Source organism: Clostridium yunnanense (assembly GCF_016595795.1).
GTDB classification, from domain to species: domain Bacteria; phylum Bacillota; class Clostridia; order Clostridiales; family Clostridiaceae; genus Clostridium_AR; species Clostridium_AR yunnanense.
Window position 1 is genome coordinate 19,402 of the sequence record NZ_JAENHN010000055.1, and the last position, 23,296, is coordinate 42,697.

Sequence of the window (23,296 nt, forward strand, 5' to 3'; positions counted from 1 at the left end):
TGTTGATAAGTATGCAAATAACAATAAGAACTGTGGATAATATTACGGAGGAATAATATGTTTCATATATTGGTAGTTGAAGACAATAAAAACATAAGAAAACTCATGGCTGTAAAGCTTCAGCAGGCAGGGTATGAGGCCTATCAGGCAGAAGATGGTGAGAGAGCCTTGGAGATAATGGACAGTGTTCACATAGATCTTATAATAAGTGATATCATGATGCCAAGACTGGATGGATACGAGCTTACTAAAACCTTAAGAGATGCGGATTATAATATTCCAATACTTATGGTTACTGCTAAGGACAGTTTTGAAGACAAAGAAAAAGGTTTCCTTGTTGGCACTGATGACTATATGGTAAAACCTATAGAGATGAATGAGATGCTTTTAAGAGTTTCAGCACTTTTAAGAAGAGCTAAGATATCTACTGAGCGAAAAATAATACTTGGAGCTGTAAGCTTAAACTATGATAATCTAACGGTAACTACACCAGAGGAAACTATAGAACTTCCTAAAAAAGAGTTCTATCTATTATTCAAGCTTTTAAGTTATCCTAATAAGATATTTACTAGGCAGCAGCTTATGGATGAGATATGGGGGATGGATACAGAAGTGGATGAACGAACTGTGGATAGTCATATTAAGAAGCTCCGCAAGAAGTTTGATTACTTAGAACAGTTTAAAATAATAACTATACGTGGATTAGGCTATAAGGTGGAAAAATACATATGAAGAGAATATCAAAATCAATAAGAGCTAAGTTTACTTTGGTTTTTATAAGCATACTATGCTTTTCATGTGCATTATCCCTAGTAATTTCGTTAATAATAAGCAATGTCTTAAAGATATTGAATATAAACTTTTATTACAAAGGTCAGAGCATAACTCAAAGTGTGCTGTTGATAAGTACGTTAATTATCTGTGCTGTAATTGGATCCTTAACTGTATTTTTTGTAACAAAACAAATAGTTAAACCAATAGAATATTTTAGTGACAGTACAAAGGAAATAGCAAAGGGAAACTTTGATGTAGAGATAAATTACAAAAGTGAAGATGAGATGGGAGCCTTAGCTGATAACTTCAATGCTATGATAGGTGAACTTAAAAGTATGGAGTATTTGAGAAAAGATTTTATGAGCAGTGTATCTCATGAATTTAAGACTCCAATAGCTTCAATTCAGGGTTTTGTAGAAATATTAAAGGACAAGAACTTACCAAAGGAAAGCTTTGATGAATACACTGACATTATTATAGAAGAAACAAAAAGACTTAACAATTTATGTTCAAACATGCTGAGGCTTTCAAGACTAGACAATCAAATAATTCAAAGTGAAGCAAAAACATTTTCTTTAGATGAGCAGATAAGAAAAACTCTTCTATTATTAGAGGAGCAATGGAGTAAGAAGAACCTAGAGCTAAACCTAAACTTAGATAAAGTTATATATAACGGGGATGAGGAACTTATGCAGCAGGTATGGGTGAACCTCATTGGTAATGCTATAAAATTTTCAAATAATGAAGGATACATAGATATATCACTTAAAAAAGATAAGCAGAACATAGTAGTTACAATAAAGGATAATGGAATAGGTATATCAGAAGAAGCAAAGAGTAGAATATACGAGAAGTTCTATCAAGGAGATCCATCAAGGGCTTCAGAAGGAAATGGGCTAGGACTTGCTATTGTAAAACGTATTGTAGAGATATGTAATGGTGACATAATCTTTGAAAGCAAAGTTTACGAAGGTACTGTTTTTAAGGTTATCTTATAAAAAAGAAAACTTATTCTCCTGCCAAGTTTTCCTCATACACATTCAGAAAGTCATATGAGTAAAAAAACTCGCCGCGGCGAGTTTTTTTATTTGCTAAGATATGTAATAATTAAATTAATATATTATTTATGTTTAATGTGGGAATAATTTTACCTCGGAGTTTATATTATGTTTAATGATATAGATGATAAGAAAAAGTTGCTAGATAGGAAAAGAGCTTTAAATATTGCAGAATTGAATAAATGGGTTAATTTATATGAGAAGGGGAGAATTATATGGAAGTAAGGTTCGGTATTATAGGGCTTGGAGGAATAGCTGCAAGGTTTGCAAAGGTTTTAAATACAGCTCAAGGGGTAGAACTAAATTCAGTGGCAGCTTCAGATATGGGACGAGCTGAGGCTTTTAAAGAAAACTTTGGTGCAAAGAAAGCTTATGATAAATACATTGATTTGATAAAAGATAAAGAGGTTGATGCAATTTATATAGCACAAACTCATAATTTTCATTTTGATATGGTAAAGCTTTGTTTGAATAACAATAAGCCTGTAATTTGTGAAAAGCCACTAGTTACAAACAAGAAAGATGCAGAGGAATTAGCAACACTTTCTAGAGAAAAGAATGTGCTCTTGATGGAAGCAATGTGGTCAAGGTGTATTCCTACTACTCAGAAGGTAAAGCAGTGGGTGAAGGAAGGAAAGATAGGGGACGTTAAGTTAATCAATGCTTCTTTTGCTTTTAACTTTCCATTTGATCCAGAACACAGGCTTTACAATCCGAAGTTAGCTGGTGGAAGTCTATATGATGTAGGGGTATACCCTATAGAGTTCACAACAGGTATATTAGAGGAAAAACCTACTGTGATAAATAGTGTAGGTACCATCAGTAAGTCAGGTGTTGATGATTTCGTAGTAATGAATATGAAGTTTAATAGTGGTGCTTTAGCTTCCTTGAGCTGTGGGTTTACTGCTGAAACTAATAGAGATGCACATATATATGGATCAGATGGACATATAGTAGTTTATGATTTCTTAGGACCAAGAAGATGTGAAAGATATGATAGACAAAATAATTTAGTAGAGGTCTTTGAGGAAAGCTTTGAAGATGGCTTTATATATCAGATTAATCATTTTGCTCACCTATATAAAAATAATAAAATAGAGAGTGATATAATACCTCTTCAAGATACTATTGACTGCGCAGAAATATTTGATATAGTTTTATCTCAATGTGGAGTTAAGTAGCGTTTTTAAAGACTATGAAATTTAACTAGAGAAAAATATAACTTTAAAAAAAAAAAAACATAACTTCTTAAGAAGAAAACTTTTTAAATAGAGAAAAATATAAAAATTTAAAAAGATAAATATATAACTTTTTAACAATTTACGCCTAAAATCAGGGGTTGAAAGCTTTGTAAGTAAAGAAAAACCAGTAAATCCATAACTTAATTTAAAGGTTTACTTGGGAAAATTTATTGATAATAAAAGTATATTTAGAAAAAATTAGAAAAAAGCAAAATGTAGTAGTTAAGTAGAACCCCTAATATAAAAGGAATAGCAAGATTAATATGAAAATTGATCAATACTCACATAGATAGTTTTATCTCTGTGAGTATTTTTTTCTGTGAGAATTCTGTGAGAGGTTTTTGATAAAGTTTACTTATAGAAAAAATAAAAATTAACTAAGAAGTAAGGGGGATAACATGAGGAGCAAAAAAGCTAAACGGTTTGTCACGTTTCTGGTCGTACTCGCTATGCTTTTTGTAGATGTAGTACAAATCACAGGAATAAACAAATCATTAATTGCAAAAGCTGATGAAACTGATACCAGCGCTTATGGAGAAGTACTTGTCAGTGATGTTGGAACAAATCCAACTCTACAAAACGGAAATACCTCAAGAAAGCTTGCAGTTGCTTCAGACGGAACGATCTATGCAGTGTATAGAAGCAACGAAGGCATAAGAGTAGCTAAGAGCACAGATAATGGTGCAAGCTTCAAGCCAAGCGTAAATGTGTATAACATGAACAATGAAGCTGAAGTTGCCGTATCATCCTCTGGTATAGTATATGTTACATGGATAGAAAGTGGCATGATTAAGGTTTCAAGAAGTACTGATCATGCAGCGACCTTCTCGGAACCAATTAATGTAGGCGCTTCAAATGATATGAGTGTACATATGACTACAGATGGAAATTATTTATACTTTATAGATAGAAGTGGTAGAAACTTCTATAAGAGTGAAGATGGAGGAGATACTTTCTCGCATTATGATTTTGCAGAAAATTATGTTTTCTCAGATGTACACGTAGATCCATTTACACATAATGTTATAGTACAAAAAGATAATCCAAGCATTACATATTACATAAGTACAGATCACGGGCAGACTTTTAGTGAACCACATATGCCTGGTAACCAAGTATTTTTCTCAGTGGGAAGTATAGCAGCAACAGCAGATACTAGTTATTTACTTATTGCTGGACAGAATAATCTTGGTGTGAAGGTTAACTTAACAACAGGAGTATCAACAACTCCAGATATGGGAAACAACCAAGTTTCTCAGGGTAGATCCTTAAGTGATGACTGGTATGGTAACGTAGTAACTGGCTTCTCAGATGGAAGCTATGTATACTTCTCAGTAAGTGGTGACTTAGGAGAGACTTTTGGAACTCCTGTCCAAGTAGCTCAGACACAAGTAGCTAATGCATCAATAAACTCAACAAATGGAGATATATTATTCCTATATGAAAAGGAAGGAAATATATATCTAAAGGTATTTGGAGGAAAACTTCAAGGTTATGATCTTAATGTATCAAACAGTAGTTTATTCTTTGATGCCAGTGCAAGTAGTGCTGCTAAAAAGATAACTGTAACCAATATCTCTGAAGATCCTATAAGCATAGTTGATATTAAAACTACAGGAGAATTTACATTAGACAGAACAGGTATAGGAAGCACTTTAAATCCTGGTCAGTCTGGAGAGATCAGTATAACCTATAATCCTTCAGAAAATCCAACAAGTGCAGGTAAGGTGTCAATACTTTATGGTTCTCCAACAAAGGAAAGAATCATAAGTCTTAATGGAGCTTTAGATGGAGGCGGAGTAGTAGTAGGACCAACAGATCCATCAGGTCCAGTGTCAGAGCCAGCAGCAGACTTAGCTGCAACAGCATCAAAAGGAACTGTAGTTGGAGATACTAAGATAGCAGCTACAACAGCAGGTGGAAATCATCTAGCGGTAAAGGTTTCAGACAAAACTGTATCAACTCCAAACAAAGGAGATGCAGCGCCAACGGGAGTAGGGGTTACTAACCCATACAATGCTGGAAATGACCTAAACCTAGGTGATTACAATGTTAACAGATATGTAGCAGTATATGAATTAGATGATAGTGATAAGGTTGTAGGGTTTAAGCTTATAAACTTACAAGACAATCAAATTTATGGAATACCAAGTACTGTAGATGCAACAGCATCAAAGGGAACTAATAGTCAAGAAACTAAAGTAAATGCAACTGCTGGCAATGGAAATCACATTGCAGTTAAGGTTTCTAATGAACTTATAGAAACACCAGTTGAAGGACAAGATGCTCCATTAGGTGGAGGAGTATATAATCCATATGTTAACGGTACAGACATTAACCTTGGAGATTATACTGTAAACAGATACTTAGGTGTATATGAATTAGATGATAATAATAAAGTTGTAGGATTTAAGGTTATTAAATTATCATCAGTTGAAGTAAACACTACTGCTAAAGTTATAAATGCTTCTGCAGAAAAAGGAAGCAACACAGGAGAAACTAAGATTAATGTTACTCCAGGCTTTGGGAACCATATAGCAGTAAAAGTTACATCAGAAGTATTATCTACACCAAACATAGGAGATCCAGCTCCAGTAGGAGAAGGAGTAACTAATGCATATGTTCCAGGTAGCAACCTTGAGCTTGGAAACTACACTCAAAACAAGTATGTTGGTGTATATGAATTAGATGGTGACAACAATGTTGTAGGCTTTAAGTTCTTAGAATTGACAGCTGAACAAATAAACAGAACTGCACCTGCAATAATGGTAGATCCAGAAAAGGGTAGTGCCACAGGTCAAAGCAAGCTTATAGTATCACCAGAAAACGGAAATTACATCGCGGTTAAGGTTTCAGATCAAGCTGTGACAACTCCAAATATCGGTGATGATGCTCCAACAGGAGTAGGAGTAACTAACCCATATAATTCAAATACAGATATTAACCTTGGAGATTTCACTAAGAACAAATATCTAGCAGTATATGAATTAGATACAAATAATAAAGTAGTTGGCTTCAAACTTGTAAACTTAGCGGATGAAGATATAAACAGAGAAGCTCCAGTTATTGTAGCAACTACAGAAAAAGGAACTGAAAATGGAAACACAAAGGTTAATGCAATCCCAGGTGTAGGAAATCACTTAGCAATTAAAGTTTCAAATGCACCTCTAGGAACTCCAAATGTAGGAGATTCAATGGAGCTGGGACTTGGAATAACAAATCCATATACTCCAGGATCAGATATAAACCTAGGAGATTATGTAAACAATAAATACTTAGGTGTTTACGAATTAGATTTAAATAATAAAATTGTAGGTTTTAAACTAATAACTTTAACAAATGAAGATGTAAACAGAGTTTCTCCTGAAATAGTAGTAACTCCAGAAAAGGGAACTACACTAGGAAAGACTCAATTAAGTGGAACACCAGGTATAGGAAATCACTTAGCAGTTATGGTAGCTGAGATGGCAGTACCAACACCAAACAAAGGTGATGATATGCCTTTAGGACTTGGAATAACCAATCCTTATACTCCAGGTACAGACATTAATTTAGGAGATTACAATAAGAATAAGTATCTAGCGGTATACGAACTAGATTCTGATAACAAAGTTGTAGGTTTTAAATTAGTAGCTCTAATTGATGAAGATATCAATAGAACTGCACCAGAAGTTGTAGTAGCTCCTCAAAAGGGAACAAATACTGGTGATACAAAGATCAATGCAGCCGTAGGAAATGGAAATCACTTAGCTATAAAGGTTTCAGACAAAGATTTATCTTCAGTAAACGTAAATGTAGGAGATGCAGCACCAGTAGGTGAAGGCGTAATAAATCCTTATACTGCAAATACTGATATAAACCTAGGAGATTACACTAAGAATAAGTACTTAGGTATTTACGAATTAGATTCAAATGACAAGGTTGTAGGATTTAGAGCTTTAACTTTAATAGATTTAGCTATAAACAGAACTGCACCAGAAGTTACAGCAGAGCCTGGAAAAGGAACAAGCACTGGTGAAACTAAGATTACTGCAACAGCAGGCAATGGTAATCACCTAGTTGTTAAGGTTTCTGATTCAGAGATTCCAGCAGTAAACATAGGGGATGCGGCACCAACAGGTGAAGGCGTAACAAACCCATATACTTCAGGAACAGATATAAACCTTGGAGATTATAAAACTAATAAATATGTTGTAGTATATGAAGTAGATTCAGATGGTAAGGTAGTAAGCTTTAAGTCAATAACTTTAACAAATGAAGATATAAATAGAACTGCACCAGAAGTTACAGTAGAACCTCAAAAGGGAACAACTTTAGGTAAGACTCAGGTTGATGCAACAGTAGATAAAGGAAATCAATTAGTAGTAAAGGTTTCTGATACTGAAATTCCTTCGGTAAACATAGGAGATGCGGCACCAACTGGTGAAGGCGTTACAAACCCATATGTTCCTGGAACAGATATAGATCTTGGAGATTACACTAAGAACAAATATCTAGGAGTTTATGAAATAGACAAAGACGGAAATATAGTTGGCTTCAAGTCAGTAACTTTGACAAATGAAGAAATAAACAGAACAGCACCAGAAGTTACAGTTGATCCTGAAAAGGGAACAACTGGAGGAAAGACTCAGGTTAATGTAACCAGTGCACCTGGAAACCATATAGTGGTTAAGGTTTCTGATACAGTATTACCTTCAGTAAATGTAGGAGATGCAGCACCAACAGGCGAAGGAGTAACTAATCCATATGTTTCTGGAACAGATATAAACCTTGGAGATTATGCTAAGAATAAATATCTAGGAGTTTATGAAGTAGATTCAAATGGTAAGATAGTTGGCTTCAAGTCAGTTACTTTAACAAATGAAGAAATCAACACAACTGCACCAGAAGTTGTAGTAGCTCCTCAAAAGGGAACAAACACTGGTGATACAAAGATTAATGCAGAAGTAGGAAATGGAAACCACTTAGCAATAAAGGTTTCTGACAAAGATCTATCTTCAGCAAATGTAAATGTAGGGGATGCAGCACCAGCAGGTGAAGGTGTAATAAATCCTTACACTGCAAATACAGATATAAACCTTGGAGATTACACTAAGAATAAGTACTTAGGTATTTATGAATTAGATGCAAACAATAAGGTTGTAGGTTTTAGAGCTTTAACTTTAATTGATTTAGCAATCAACAGAACTGCTCCACAAATAGAAGCTGATGCTGAAGAGGGAGCAAATAAAGGAACTACAAAGGTTACAGCTACAGCAGATAATGGAAACCACATAGTAGTTAAGGTTTCAGACTCTGTAAATACAGCAGTAAACGTAGGCGATGCAGAACCAACAGGAACAGGAGTTATTAACCCATATGTTTCAGGATCTGACATCAATCTAGGAGATTACACTAAGAACAAGTACTTAGAGGTTTATGAAGTAGATTCAAATGGTAAGGTAGTAGGCTTTAAGTCAATAACTTTAACAAATGAAGATATCAACAGAACTTCAGAGGATGTAGTAGCATACCCAGAAAAGGGAAGTACTTTAGGAAAGACTAAGGTAAATGCAACTGCAGGAGTTGGAAATCACTTAGCAGTTATGGTATCAGATGTATTAGTACAAATACCTAATAGTGGCGATTCAATGCCAGTAGCACTTGGAGTTGTAAATCCATATGTTTCTGGAACAGATATAAACCTAGGAGATTACACTAAAAACAAGTACCTAGCAGTTTACGAATTAGATTCTAACAATAAGGTAGTAGGTTTTAGACTACTCGCTTTAAATGATGAAGTTATAAACGAAACTGCGCCAGAAGTCAATGTGACTGCTGACAAGGGAACAGACTTAGGTAAGACTAAGGTTACTGCAACAGCAGGAAATGGAAACCACTTAGTAGTTAAGGTTTCTAACACAGAAATACCTTCAGTAAATGTAGGAGAAGCAGCACCAACAGGAGCAGGGGTAACTAATCCATATGTTTCTGGAACAGATATAAACCTTGGCGATTACGCTAAAAACAAATATCTAGGAGTTTATGAAGTTGACTCAAATGGTAAAGTAGTTGGCTTTAAGTCAGTAACTTTAACTAATGAAGATATCAATACTACTGCACCAGAGGTTAATGTAACTACTGATAAGGGAGCAGCTTTAGGTGAAACTAAGGTTACTGCTACAGTAGGGAATGGGAACCATCTAGCAGTTAAGGTTTCAGACGTGTTACCAGAAATAAATGCAAATGTAGGAGATGAAGTTCAAACTGGAGCAGGATTAGTAAATCCATATGTTTCAGGAACAAATATAGACCTTGGAGATTACGCTAAGAACAAGTACTTAACAGTATACGAATTAGATGGAAACAACAAGGTTGTAGGTTACAAAGTAATAACTTTAACTAACGAAGAAATCAACACAACTGCACCAGAGGTTGTAGTTGCTCCTCAAAAGGGAACAAACAATGGTGAGACAAAGATCAGCGCAGAAGTAGCACCTGGAAATCACTTAGTAGTTAAAGTTTCTGACACAGTATTACCTTCAGTAAATGTAGGAGATGTAGCACCAACAGGTGAGGGTGTAACTAACCCATACGTTTCAGGAACAGATATAAACCTTGGTGATTACACTAAGAATAAGTATCTAGGAGTTTACGAAGTAGATGCAAATGGTAAAGTAGTTGGCTTCAAGCCAGTAACTTTAACAAATGAAATTGTAAATACTACTGCACCAGAAGTTAATGCAGAGCCTGCTGTAGGATCAAAGGTTGGTACTACAAAGGTTACAGCTTCAGTAGAAAACGGAAACCACTTAGTAGTTAAGGTTTCTGATTCACAAGCAACAGTAGTAAACAAGGGAGATGCAGTGCCAACAGGAACAGGAGTTACAAACCCTTATGTTTCAGGAACTGATATAAGCCTTGGAGATTACACTAAGAACAAGTACTTAGAAGTTTATGAAGTAGATTCAAATAATAAGGTTGTTGGCTTTAAAGCAATAACTTTAACAAATGAAGATATCAATAGAACTTCAGAGGATGTAGTAGCTTACCCAGAAAAGGGAACTACACTAGGAAAGACTAAGGTTAACGCAACAGCAGGACTAGGAAACCACCTAGCAGTTATGGTATCAGATGTATTAGTACAAATACCGAGCAGAGGCGATGGAATGCCAGTATCACTTGCAATAACAAACCCTTATGTTTCAGGTACAGATATAAACCTTGGAGATTACACTAAGAACAAGTACTTAGCGGTATATGAATTAGACTCTAACAACAAGGTTGTAGGCTTCAGATTAATAACTCTAGCTAATGAAGATATCAACAGAACTGCACCAGTAGTTACTGTAACACCTGACAAGGGAACAGACCTTGGAAAGACTAAAGTAGCTGCAACAGTAACAGATGGAAACCATCTAGTAGTTAAGGTTTCTGATACAGTATTACCTTCAGTAAATGTAGGAGATGCAGCACCAACAGGAACAGGGGTAACTAGCAACTATGTTTCAGGAACAGATATAAACCTTGGAGATTACACTAAGAACAAGTATCTAGGAGTTTATGAAGTTGATACAAATGGTAAAGTAGTTGGCTTTAAGTCAGTGACTTTAACAAATGATCAAATCAACAGAACTGCACCACAAGTTACTGTAACTCCTGACAAGGGAACTTCTACAGGAAAGACCAAGGTAACTGCAACAGTTGGTTATGGAAATCACTTAGCAGTTAAGGTGTCTGACACACTACCACAAACTTCTGCAAATGTAGGAGATGTAGTTTCAACTGGAACAGGATTAACTAATCCATATGTTTCAGGATCAGATATAAGCTTAGGTGATTACTCAAAGAACAAGTACCTAACAGTATACGAATTGGATGCTAACAACAAGGTTGTAGGTTACAAGGTAATAACTTTAACTAGTGAAGCAATCAATACAACAGCTCCACAAGTAACTACTACTTCTACTGTAGGTTCAGCTCCAGGAACTACTAAGATCAATGCAACAGCTGGTTATGGAAACAAGCTAGCAGTTAAGGTTTTAGATGGAGTAGTAGCAGCACCAAACGTAGGAGATGCAGCACCAACTGGAACAGGAGTAACTAATCCATATGTTTCAGGAACTGATATAGCTCTTGGAGATTACACAAAGAACAAGTATGTAGCAGTTTACGAATTAGATTCAAACAACAAGGTTGTTGGATTTAAGGTAGTGACTTTAGCAGACAGTGTTATCAATAAGACTATAGTATTAAATGATACACAATCAGTAACTTCAGATAAGGAAAGCTTACAAGTTAAATATGCTGATGGAGATAGTGCAAATAGTGTGACTAAGCCTATTACATTAGCAGGTTCAGGTTCAAATGGAACAAGTATAACTTGGAACTCAAACCCATCAGGTTTAGTTTCTAAGGATGGTACACTTTCAAGACCATTATTTGATACAGATGTTAAGCTTACAGCAACTATTGCTAAAGGAAAGATAAGCGATACTAAAGAATTTGCTCTTAAGTTAAAGGGAACTGTTCCAGTACTTTATGACTTAAACAGTGGAAGTGAACTTATCGAACCAACAGATAAAGAAAAGGAAACTGTAACTAAGCAAAATGAAGTTAACATAGGTGGAAACAGAGAGTACCTAGTAGATTTATTCATAATGTCTATTGAAAAGAAGAATACAAACTACGAAGGTAAAGCAGTAAAGATAGAAATTGAAGAAAAGCCAGTGGTTGACACTAGATTCTTTAATGCAATTGATGGAAAAGACATCAACTTAACGTTTACTGGAAATAAGGTAGGCTGGACATTTAATGGTAAGGACATAACTGCAGATAAGTTTGCAGGTATGGACAAGATAGATTTATCCTTAAAAGAGCCTTCAGCAGAGCTTATAACTAGCATTGGAAAGAAGCTTAAGACTGATTCAGGAAAAGTAGTTGAGTATGCTACCTTCTCATATACTTATGATGGATTCTTACCAGGTAAGGCAACAGCAAAGGTATATGTAGGAAAGCAATGGGCGAACAAGACTGTTGATGTAGGCAGATTCTACATGGATAAGGACAACTATGATATAGTAGCTAAGACTGTAAAAGTTGATAGCGAAGGTTATGTAGCTTACGTAACAGATCACTGTTCAGACTACTTCGTTGTAGAAACAAATACATTAACACCTACAACTACAACACCTACTGACGATCTTCCAAAGACTGGATCACCAATTAATGCAAATGCTTTAGCTCTAGCTGGTTTAATGTTAGCGGCATTAGGATTTGTAGCTCTAAGAAGAAACAGAAAAGCAAACTAGTATTTTTAACAAGCTTAAAGCAAAATTAATTATTATAAATTACAAGTTTATAGAATAGAAAGCTTGTATACAAATCTAGAATATTAATCAAAGAAAGACTGCTGCCGAAATGAAAGTTTTGACAGCAGTCTTTTTATTTTAATATATAAGATTTATTTAAAGTTCTTCATCAATTAATTCCCTAAGACATAATTATTTTAATACCTTTGTAGATGTGATTTATTACAGCTTATATGGCATTTGCAAATGTTATTAAGATTCGGTAATAATAAGTAATTAAAGGTATCTAAATTTATTGTTTCATTTTTAAAAGGCCTGATCTCTCAATAGTTACACTAACATTTACATTAAACTGAACCTTACTATATTCCTTAGTCAACCATTTGTTTGATAGCTCGTAGGAAGGTGTCTTTGACCAGTATAATCTTTGAAGCTGAAGAGGATCTACTTGATTTTCTTTTAATTTTTCTAAGAGTGCAAGAGCCTTTTCTTCAACATAACGATTTATTGAATTTTCTAGATCCTTTGTATTAAAGTCCTGTATACCTACTTCCTCTAAGGTTGCAGCAACTTTAATATTGATATCAAACACAATATTACGGCTTTCTGTAACTTCCTTAAATTTTATCTTGGTTTTAGTTTGATTCAATCCTACACCTATTGGATTTGAAGCGCCTCTATAGTTATACCGAAGAGAGCTAGGATCTGAGGTGTTGTTTAGTATGTTTAAAACTTTTGCTTCATCCTGTTCTAATATTAACTTAAGCTTTCCATCTTGAAATAAAGCTACCTTTTTTATATATAAATCATTTTCTTTTTTTTCTACCACTGAACAAAATGGAGTAGAGCCAGGAGTTATTAACCTATCATACATTTGAAAAAGCTTTGCAGTATATTTATAGGGCGATTCAGACCCTTGACCAAACTTCATAAATAAAGCATTGCCAGGTAGGTATTCATCACTAGGTGAGACTGATAAAACTTCTTTTGCATTTGGGAATGCCACTGCACTATAAGCTATAACCTGGAAGTCTCTTCTTCTAACAAAAAAATCTATAATTGAGTTTATAGAATAATTTTCTGCGAATTTTTGCCCAAAGACGATTATTTTCATGTGGCTGTAGTCTGGTTCAAAGGAGGTCAAGGTTTTCACTTCTCTAAAGGCATTGGCCAAAGAATCGGCTTTTACCTCATATATATGATAATCCTGCCCACTGCCTATTTCAGATGAGCCTTTACCAGAACTACCAGCGGTTAAAGCTGCTTTAAAAGAAAAGATAAGCTCTTCACTATTTGTATCATTATAATCAATGCCTAAAGCTACTATAAAAATCCTTCTGTCGATATCTTTATAGTCGCAGGATACCAGGGATAAAGAAGTGAAAATATATAAAAGCAGTACGAAAATTTTTATAGGTTTATTTAACATTTTTTTACTCTCCCCCTCACTTTAATTATGAAAAAGGATATTGCCGATACTGCAATATTAACTAGGAAGAATGCTGAGTTAAATAGTGAACCGGTTTTCATAAGTGATTGTGAATTTCTAAATACTATTGTAATGATTAGATATAATATAGAGCAAAACACTGTAAATATAATATGATATATCTTCTTAGGAAATAATTCTTTAAATAATGAGTATCCAACGTGGTTGTAGTTAAGTAATTGACTAGCTGAAAGCAAGAAGAATAAAGGTAATAATATAAATAAAACACGTTCTATAAAAAATAAATCTAACTGCAGAGTATCAGCTGTAGCTATCCATGGAAATTGTATATTTTGTATCGCCACTGGCCCCCAGATTCCCACTGGAACATAAATTGATAAGAGGGCAACAGGAATACCTACTAAAATATAAACTAAGAAGGTTTTCTTCCAACTTATTTTTTTAAAGTTTGGATTGAAAGCGGTTAAATGTGATACACCACTGAAAAAGAAAGCCGCAGTCCATATAGTACTAAGTTTTGGTAACCGGTTGGAGTGGATTATTACTCCTCTTATATTAAAAAATTTAACCTCTCTAAAGGCAATTGGGAGTTGTATAAGTGATAAAGCTATTACTATAACAGCGAGATATCCTATAAAGTTTAAATAAGATTTATTATCATTAAATAAATCGACATATATTATAGCTAAAACAAGTATTGAAACAAATAAAATATGTGTGTTTGGTAGTAGAAACTGGTTCACTATTTCTACTAAGCCTCTATACATAAAAAAACCTACTGTATAATTAAAAATTATATATATAAAAGTAATAATATTACCTATAACTTTGTTAAATAGCTTTTTATTTATTTCAACCAAACTTAAATCCTTGTAAGTGTTAAAAACATAAATCTGCATGTATGAAAAGATAAACCTCATAATGAGAACTATGAAAATTGCATACAAAACACCATTATATAGCTCTTCATGCATTTTATTTGGCACATACAGGATAAAGTTGCAAAGTATATTGATTATAAGCATTAAGTAATAGAATCTATCTTTCATGATTTATCTCCTTTATTAATAAAGGATTTTAGTTTCTTAAAACTAAGCTTATCTATAGGATTAAAATACTCAGTGTTAAAGGTCTTTATTGAAAATATATATAAAGACATATAGAAGAAGCCCATATATATTCCTGCTGTCCCAGCAAAACACGCAAGTATAAGCATTATATATTTTGATACTCTTACTGTTAGGTTCATTGAGGTTACAGGTATAGTAAAGTTTGAAATAGCTACAGTGGCGATGATCATGATCATTATATTACTTACTAAGTTTGCCTGTATTGCCGCTTGACCTAAGATAAGACCACCAACTGTAGTGGCCGCCTGGCCTATAGATTTTGGAAGCCTTAAGCTGGCCTCAACCAAAAACTCCATAAGCAAAAGCATAATTCCAACTTCAATAAATGCAGGATAGGGTACGCCATTTCTGCTTGATGTTATGGAAAGTGCTAGCTGCACCTTTACTATCTCAGGATTATATGCAGTTACAGCTACATAAGCTGCAGGTAAAATAAGACTTAGTATCAATCCGAAGTATCTGAGTGCAATGATAAAAGATGCTGGTATTGGCAACAAATAAGTATCATCCACTGTGGTTAAAAAGTCATGAAAGCATACTGGTAATATCAAAACTGTAGGTGTACCATCAAGAAATAAGAGTATCTTACCAAGAGTCAAATTTTTTATTGCTCTATCCGGTCTTTGAGTTACCATAAGTTTTGGAATTAATAATTGATGCTGCCATAAAATCTGCTGTAATTCATTTAAAGACTGTATCACTGGAATATCAATGTTTTCCACACGTTCTACAAGAGTTTTTAATATATCTTGATTAACAAGCTTTGAATCATAAAGTATTGAAAGCTTTGAATTAGCTAGTGTGCCTACAGTATAACTTGATACTACTAAATTACTGTTTCTATAGTATTTTCTTACGAGATTAAGATTTAAATTAGTTTCTTCAACAAAACTTTCAGTGCCGCCTTCAAAAGAAGCTTCGGTAGTGAGTTCGTAAAGACCGCGATTTTCTCTTTTTGAAGCTTCTGGAATAGCAAAGAACTTACCTTTATAAAGCGCTATCACGTAACCTTCCATTAGTTTAAATAGAATACTGTCAATATCAGTTGTTAGATTTGGCTCAGAAATACTATAAATATATTGTTCAAAATTAATGATAGATTCAAAGTAAAATTTTTTTATGTTTTCAGAAATATACTGACTATTTACTATAGTTTTTAGATAAAACAGCTTAAGCTCACTACTCAAAACTAGTATCTGCCCATCTGCATTGTTTTTTATATATTTTTCTAACTGTTTTTCTGTGTCATATATATTGTTATCCATTTAAATCACCTGAACTTTAGTTTATTAGATAGTTATGAGTTACATTTATTATCTTAAGCCTACACAGATTGCAGGTTTTCCTTAATCTATAGATGAACCACTTCGTAATAAAATTTATTATTTTTAAATTCTCTCACCAGAATCAGTGAAAGTTTTAAAAATAGATTTCGGATTGAAGTGGTTCAGCTTTATAAAGAGACTCATTTAGAAATAAATTAAGTCTTTTCTTGTAGTATGTGCTTTAAACTAGAAAAAGAACATAATATTTAGGATCAATAGGGTAACTTTCTAAGAAATTAGATTTAAGTCTGTAGAAGAGCAAAAAGCTTTGAACTTAAGTTTATGGAAGAGCAAAAAATCTAAACTAAGCAAGCAATGTAGTGATATATTGATAAATAAAGCAATAATTGTATATAATTCATATAGACGGAGGAATTGTGAGAAAGCACATTACTTAACTGATTGTATGCTTTTGAAGCTCTTCGCTGAAATAAAATGGTTATAGATCTGAAAAGATCATTTAACTCTAATAGCTAGCGCATATAACATCTCATGTAAAAACGTTTAATTTTGAAATATTGCTAGACATAGACAAGAATAAGAAGCGTAGCAAGGTACAAGTGAGTACCTAATATATAAATATGAAAGGATTGATGTAGTATGAAACGAGTGACGAAAGTTGCATGGACCACAATAGTTATAGTTATAATCGTGCTTATAGGGGTAGGAGTATTCCTTATAAAGCCTGAAAAAGAAGTGCAATATTTTGATGCTAGTAAATCAAATACTGTAGATACTAATTTATTTACAAACAAGGATATAGATCTTAAGACCTTTACTTTAAATGTAAATATTGACGAAAATAAATTGAACAGCCTTATTGCCACCAAAAGTGAGGTTAAAGACTTTAAAGCAGAGATAGTGGATGGAAAAATCATATTCTATAAGAAAGTACAACTTATAGGGGCGCTTAATACTCAATATAAAATGGTATTCACTTTAAACACAGAAGCTAACAATATTGTTATGCTGCTTGAAAGTGCTCATATAGGAAAAGTTAAAATAGCAAATAGCACTGTAATGCAAGAAATGAAGAAAAATGAAAATCAATTCATGTCAGTGGATGAAGCTCAAAGTAAAATAACAGTAAATCTTCAAAATGTTAAAATATCAGATGCAAAGATTGAAGACAATATAATAAAGATAAAAGTGGATTTTAGCCAATATCTAAAAAATGGATTAGGTTTTATTAAGGATTTCTTTAATAAATAAGGAGTGTTTTAAGTTAATTGATTATTCATCTGAAAAAATCATTTCTACTGTATAACCAATCAATTTAAACACTATTCTTAAGCAGAATTTAAATAAAAGATAAAATTACATGTTTGAAGGAAATATGTTAATGAAATTTGATTATGATAACATTATTTATATGCGGTAATAGGATTATAAAGAATAATTTAACACATTAGGAATATAATTAGAAAACTTTGAAATTATTAACATTATTTTTAGTTTTTTAGTGATTTTTTGTTAAAAAGCATTATAATTATAGATATATAAGGTTTCAACTTTAACTATTTGCTTATGCATGTTGAAAAGTGTAAGTACATGATTTGGAAGCAATTCTGAAATAAGTTTTAGTAGAGAAACCATTTAGTAATTTAAGCGATAAGAGGGGCAGGGGGGATTGTTTTGGATTTTTATAGTCCTAGTGAAAAAATAAGACTTATGAGAAAACGATTTAGAATTAACCAAGCTGAGATTGAAGGAGTCAATATGACAAGAGCCTTCATAAGCATGATGGAGAGCGGAAAAAGAACTGTAAGTAAAGCAAGTTCCAAAGCTTTAGCTGAAAAGTTTAATGAAATAGGAAAAAGAATTTCTGTCAACTTAGATTTAGATGATGAATACTTTTCAAGGCAGCCAGATGAGGATGCTAGGTTTTATTGTGAAGAAGAGTTACATAAAGATAATAATCATAAAAAGCTTGAAGCACTTATAAAAATAGCTAAAGAGTTCAAATTAGATGATTTATTGGCTAGAATATATAAAATAGACGGGGATAAGTATTTTGAAGAAAAGGAATATACCAAGGCATTCATGAGTTTAAGCAATGCTCTTGGTAAATATAAAGAACTTAAAGATGATAGGGCTCAGGCTAGCATTTATAATAGCATGGGAACTTGTAAAACTAGAATGAATGAATATGAAGAAGCTATATTTTATTATAAACAGGCTTCAAGTTACGCTCATGAAATGGGAGATATAGCTGTATACTCGAAAGCAAACTACAACCTTTCGGTAGCCTATTATCATATTGAAGCATATGAAAAAAGTATAGATACTATTGATAAGAATATATTGAGTGAGGGTAGAAGGGCTATAATAGATGATACAATTAGAATCAATGCAAAGGTAATGAGAGCGGTTAGCCTTTACGATTTTGGAAAAGAAAAGGATGCTGTTCAAGAGTATTTTGAGATAATTGAGCAAATTAGAGATAATGATGAAGTTTTGCTTTCTGTTGTATACAATAACTTAGGAAGATATTATCTTAAAATTAATGAATTCCAACAAAGTTTGAAATATATTACTGAGTCTCAGAGGCTAAAGAGTAAGGTTAACAAACAAACATTGCCAAATACGTTAAACAATAAAGGCCAAGTATTCTTTAAACAAGGATTTTACGATGAAAGTATAATGCTTTTTGAATTGGCTATAGATATAGCAGAAGAATACAAGCAATTTGATATGCTTTTTGAGAATTATAGGGATTTGGTGAAGATATACGAATCAAGAAATGATTTGGATAAAATAAAAGCTTCTATGGATAGATTTTTAAGTACTCTAGATCAATATGACATTGAAAATGGTAAGAGTTATGCGCTTTATAAACTTGCAGAAGTATCTGCAAAACAAGGAGAGAGTATCACGTCTATAGAGTATTTGAGAAAGTTAGAACCATTACTAATAAAATAATTTATAAAGTTTTTCAATATAATGTAATATAAACCAAAATGTAGTATAATAGTAACATATATTAAAAGGGGTGATTGGGAATGAAAAACAAAATCATAAAAGTTATGTTAAGTGCTCTTATTATGGCAGTGGTTGCTATTCCTGTTATAGGAAATGCTGCTTCAAACCTACATGGTGGCATAGTTACTACAGAAGCTCCACAGACAGTATACTAAAATTAATTATGTGAAAAAGCTAGAAAGTATAATTATAGTGCTTTCTAGCTTTTTTTTGTATATAAATTCTATTTAACTTACATCATAAAGTAATAATATAAAGTATCATTACTTTAGTATTTTTATGAATAAAACTTATTCTACTACAAGAATTTCTTAACTTATTATTTCTTAGTATTTAGAATGATTCTAATATAGTTTTAAAATTTAGAAACAAAGAAAAAAATTGTTGTATCTAAAGATACGATGAAGTTCTTTTGATGAAAAACATAACTGCATACTTGTACAAATGTTAATAAAAACATTGAATATGTGTCTGATTAGTTGTAAAATTATAACATAATACAAATGTCTAAAAATTAAGAAACATAATAAATCACTTTTTGTGATACTCTAATATACTTTAATCTTAGCTACACCAATATTAGTAAAAGTATCCTTATAAATATCCGATCTATTAATAGTAATATCTCATAGTAATGATCTCAATAATTTTTTATAATTCATTAAGCGTCTCATGTTTGAGACTAAATCTTCTTAAACAATAAGTATTCTAATGAGTTCTATTTAGTATTCAAAATAATTTTATTCATTAAAATAAATTATTACGGAGGTGATTATTAAGTATAGGGTTCTATTACGAAAACTTAAGTTATGCATGTTCGAAAATCGTGGCTACTGAGGGGTTTCGCGGCATGAATAACTTAATAGTTGAAGTTGGAACCATATAAGTACACGGCATTTCAGTATAATAATTAAATATATTTGTGAGGTGTAAAGATGCGAAGAAAAAGTAAAAAGATCTTATCGCTAATGATAACCTTTACTATGTTTATTTGTTTATTCATAGGAATAAGTCGTACTACTAGAGCAGCACAAGTAAATATAGCATTAAACAAAGTTGCTACTGCATCGTCATATTTAGGGGGAAATATACCAGCAGCAGCCTTTGATAGTAATACAAACACTAGATATGAATCAGCTTTTAGTGACCCTCAATGGATTTCAGTAGATTTAGGGGCAAGTTATAACGTAACTGGAGTAAAACTAAACTGGGAAACTGCAGCAGGCAAAGACTATAAGATACAAGTATCAGTAGACAATGTAAGCTGGCAGGATGCTTATACAAAAACTGGTGGAACAGGCGGAGTTGAAGATATAACCTTCTCTTCTAGTAAAACAGGAAGGTACGTAAGAATGTACGGAACAGCAAGAACTACAGGGTATGGGTACTCTTTATGGGAGTTTGAGGTATATGGAACAGCTGTAAATCCAGATACAAACATTAATGTAGCTTTAAATAAAAGTGCCACAGCTTCGTCTTATCAAGGAGGAAACACAGCAACGTTAGCTTTTGATAGTGACAATGCAAATACCAGATGGGAATCAGCTTCTAGTGATCCTCAATGGGTATCAGTTGACCTTGGTTCCTCCTATACAGTTACAGGAGTTAAGCTTATTTGGGAAACTGCAGCAGGCAAAGACTATAAGATACAAGTATCAGTAGACAATGTAAGCTGGCAGGATGCCTATACAAAGACAGGAGGCACTGGTGGTACTGAAAATATAACTTTCTCTGATGCTAAGATAGGAAGATATGTAAGGATGTACGGAACGGCAAGAACTACAGGTTATGGATATTCTTTATGGGGATTTGAGGTATATGGTACAGGAAGTACTAATGTTAGTAAAGTAGCATTACCTTCAATAACTCCTCCAACAGGAAGCTACACTTCTTCACAATCGGTTTCAATAACTGATAGCACTCAAGGTGCAACTATAAGATATACCACAGATGGATCAAACCCAACCTCTTCAACTGGAAGTATATATTCAGTTCCTTTCACAGTATCAGCTACCACCACAGTAAAGGCAATAGCTTATAAAGCTGGTATGAGTGATTCTGATATCTCATCTTCAACTATAACTATTGGAAACTCAGCTTTAAGTGCTCCTACTGGACTAACGGTTACAGGAACCACTAATACCTCTGTAAGTTTAGTTTGGTCAAAGGTTACTGGAGCTGACCGCTATAATGTATATCGTTCTTTCAGTGGCAGTGGGCCTTTTACAAAGGTTAATACTTCTGCTGTGACAACAAATAGCTATACTGATTCCAAGCTAGATAATGCAACCTACTACTACAAGGTTTCAGCTATAAACTCTACTGGAGAGTCAGCTTTATCCTCAGTAGTTCAAGCTGCAACTAGCATAGATTTTGGGCCAAATGTAATCATATTTGATCCATCCATGTCTGCGGCAGATGTTCAAAATACTTGTACTAATATATTTACAAAGCAAGAATCTAATCAATTTGGTACAGATAGATATGCACTTTTATTTAAGCCAGGTTCTTACAATGCAGTGGTTAGAGTAGGCTTCTACACTCAAGTAGCAGGACTTGGTCAAAGACCAGACGATGTTAATGTATCTGGTGGAATAGGAGTTGATGCAGGGTGGATGGCAGGGAATGCTACCTGCAACTTCTGGCGTTCCTGTGAAAATATCTCCATAACACCATCAACTGGTGAGACTAAATGGGCTGTATCTCAGGCTGCACCTCTAAGAAGGGTTCACATTAAAGGAAACCTATCTTTATTTGATGGAGGTTGGTCTAGTGGAGGATTCTTATCAGATTCTTTGATAGATGGTATTGTAATACCAGGTTCTCAGCAGCAATGGTTTTCAAGAAATGATAAATGGGCCAGATGGGATGGCGGAGTTTGGAACATGGTCTTCACAGGGGTAACAAATGCTCCTTCAGGAACTTGGCCAGCAAACCCTATAACAGTAGTAAATCAAACTCCTGTAGTTAGAGAAAAACCATTCTTAACCATAGACAGTTCAGGAAAGTATAGTGTTTTTGTACCTGCACTTCAAACAAATTCTCAAGGAATAACTTGGGCAAATGGACAGTCACAAGGTCAATATCTAGCTATGGATCAGTTTTATATAGCTCATCCAGAAACCTCTACTGCTGCAAGTATAAATGCAGCCTTAAGCCAAGGTAAAAACCTAATATTTACTCCAGGTATATATCATATTAATGATACCCTAAGAGTAACTAACCCTAATACTGTTATACTTGGTCTCGGCTATGCAACTATTCAACCAGATAACGGCGTGGTTGCAATGTCAGTGGCAGATGTAGACGGTGTAAATATATCAGGATTACTTTTTGATGCAGGAGCAGTAAGCTCACCACTTCTTATGGAAGTTGGAGAAGCTGGAAGCGCTAAGGATCATTCTGCAAACCCAACGTCTCTAAGTGATCTTTTCTTTAGAGTAGGCGGAGCTGGTGTTGGAAAGGCTGATACTTGCCTAAAGATAAATAGCAATAACGTAATAGGAGATGACTTCTGGATATGGAGAGCAGACCACGGCGCAGGTGTTGGATGGACTTCTAATACTGCAACAAATGGGCTTATAGTAAATGGAAACAACGTAACTATATACGCTCTAATGGTTGAACACTTCTTAAAGTATCAAACTATATGGAACGGTAACGGAGGAAGAACCTACTTCTATCAAAGTGAGATTCCATACGATGTTCCAGATCAAGCAAGCTGGATGTCAGGAAGTACAAAAGGCTATGCATCCTATAAGGTTGCAGATACTGTAACCTCGCATGAAGCTTATGGTCTTGGAGTTTACAGCTACTTCTTGAATCCAAATATAGTTCTTAATAGTGCTATAGAAGTACCGAATAATGCAAATGTAAAAGTCAGAGATGCCTGCAGTGTATACTTAGCTGGATATGGTGAGATAACTCATATTGTAAATAACACTGGTGCAACAGCTAACTCTGCAAGCTATAGACAGACCTTAACTCAATATCCATAAGCGTAGACTTTCAATTAAAAATAGGCCATGTTTAACAGTGTTATTGGA

The 23,296-nt window shown here is 33.7% G+C and carries 11 protein-coding genes; 8 read left to right on the forward strand and 3 right to left on the reverse strand.

What is annotated here, in order from left to right:
• The first annotated feature begins 57 nt into the window (after positions 1 to 57).
• From JHL18_RS20745 to JHL18_RS20760, 4 genes are all read left to right on the forward strand, one after another.
• A complete protein-coding gene (locus JHL18_RS20745; RefSeq protein WP_200272803.1) occupies positions 58 to 732 on the forward strand; it encodes a response regulator transcription factor in 675 nt (224 codons plus the stop codon).
• Positions 729 to 1,772 carry a sensor histidine kinase gene (locus JHL18_RS20750; RefSeq protein ID WP_200272805.1) on the forward strand — a complete coding sequence of 348 codons (1,044 nt, stop codon included), beginning with the start codon at positions 729 to 731 and terminating at the stop codon, positions 1,770 to 1,772. Before JHL18_RS20745 ends, JHL18_RS20750 begins: the two co-directional genes overlap by 4 nt.
• A gap of 275 nt (positions 1,773 to 2,047) precedes the next feature.
• On the forward strand, positions 2,048 to 3,013 hold the full coding sequence (locus JHL18_RS20755) for a Gfo/Idh/MocA family protein (RefSeq protein ID WP_200272807.1): 966 nt from the start codon (positions 2,048 to 2,050) through the stop codon (positions 3,011 to 3,013).
• Positions 3,014 to 3,471: 458 nt separating this feature from the next.
• The gene (locus JHL18_RS20760; protein WP_200272810.1) at positions 3,472 to 12,363 is read left to right on the forward strand and encodes an immunoglobulin-like domain-containing protein; all 8,892 of its coding nucleotides are present in this window, start codon (positions 3,472 to 3,474) and stop codon (positions 12,361 to 12,363) included.
• Positions 12,364 to 12,655: 292 nt separating this feature from the next.
• Here JHL18_RS20760 and JHL18_RS20765 read toward each other — a convergent pair whose 3' ends face one another.
• Genes JHL18_RS20765 through JHL18_RS20775 form a run of 3 tightly spaced genes read right to left on the reverse strand, consistent with a single transcriptional unit; the run spans position 12,656 to position 16,208 of the window.
• The gene (locus JHL18_RS20765; RefSeq protein WP_200272812.1) at positions 12,656 to 13,792 is read right to left on the reverse strand and encodes a Ger(x)C family spore germination protein; all 1,137 of its coding nucleotides are present in this window, start codon (positions 13,790 to 13,792) and stop codon (positions 12,656 to 12,658) included.
• On the reverse strand, positions 13,786 to 14,862 hold the full coding sequence (locus JHL18_RS20770; protein WP_200272814.1) for a GerAB/ArcD/ProY family transporter: 1,077 nt from the start codon (positions 14,860 to 14,862) through the stop codon (positions 13,786 to 13,788). The genes JHL18_RS20765 and JHL18_RS20770 overlap by 7 nt, the downstream gene beginning before the upstream one ends.
• Positions 14,859 to 16,208, reverse strand: coding sequence for a spore germination protein (locus tag JHL18_RS20775; protein WP_200272815.1), 1,350 nt, complete (start codon positions 16,206 to 16,208; stop codon positions 14,859 to 14,861). The genes JHL18_RS20770 and JHL18_RS20775 overlap by 4 nt, the downstream gene beginning before the upstream one ends.
• A gap of 660 nt (positions 16,209 to 16,868) precedes the next feature.
• Here JHL18_RS20775 and JHL18_RS20780 point away from each other — a divergent pair.
• From JHL18_RS20780 to JHL18_RS20790, 4 genes are all read left to right on the forward strand, one after another.
• On the forward strand, positions 16,869 to 17,480 hold the full coding sequence (locus JHL18_RS20780; protein ID WP_200272816.1) for a hypothetical protein: 612 nt from the start codon (positions 16,869 to 16,871) through the stop codon (positions 17,478 to 17,480).
• A 423-nt stretch (positions 17,481 to 17,903) separates the two neighbouring features.
• Positions 17,904 to 19,190, forward strand: coding sequence for a helix-turn-helix transcriptional regulator (locus JHL18_RS20785; RefSeq protein ID WP_200272817.1), 1,287 nt, complete (start codon positions 17,904 to 17,906; stop codon positions 19,188 to 19,190).
• Positions 19,191 to 19,270: 80 nt separating this feature from the next.
• Positions 19,271 to 19,405 (forward strand): hypothetical protein, encoded by a 135-nt coding sequence (locus tag JHL18_RS26385; protein ID WP_274600985.1) that lies wholly within the window; start codon positions 19,271 to 19,273, stop codon positions 19,403 to 19,405.
• A gap of 780 nt (positions 19,406 to 20,185) precedes the next feature.
• On the forward strand, positions 20,186 to 23,248 hold the full coding sequence (locus JHL18_RS20790) for a discoidin domain-containing protein (protein ID WP_200272818.1): 3,063 nt from the start codon (positions 20,186 to 20,188) through the stop codon (positions 23,246 to 23,248).
• Positions 23,249 to 23,296: the final 48 nt, after the last annotated feature.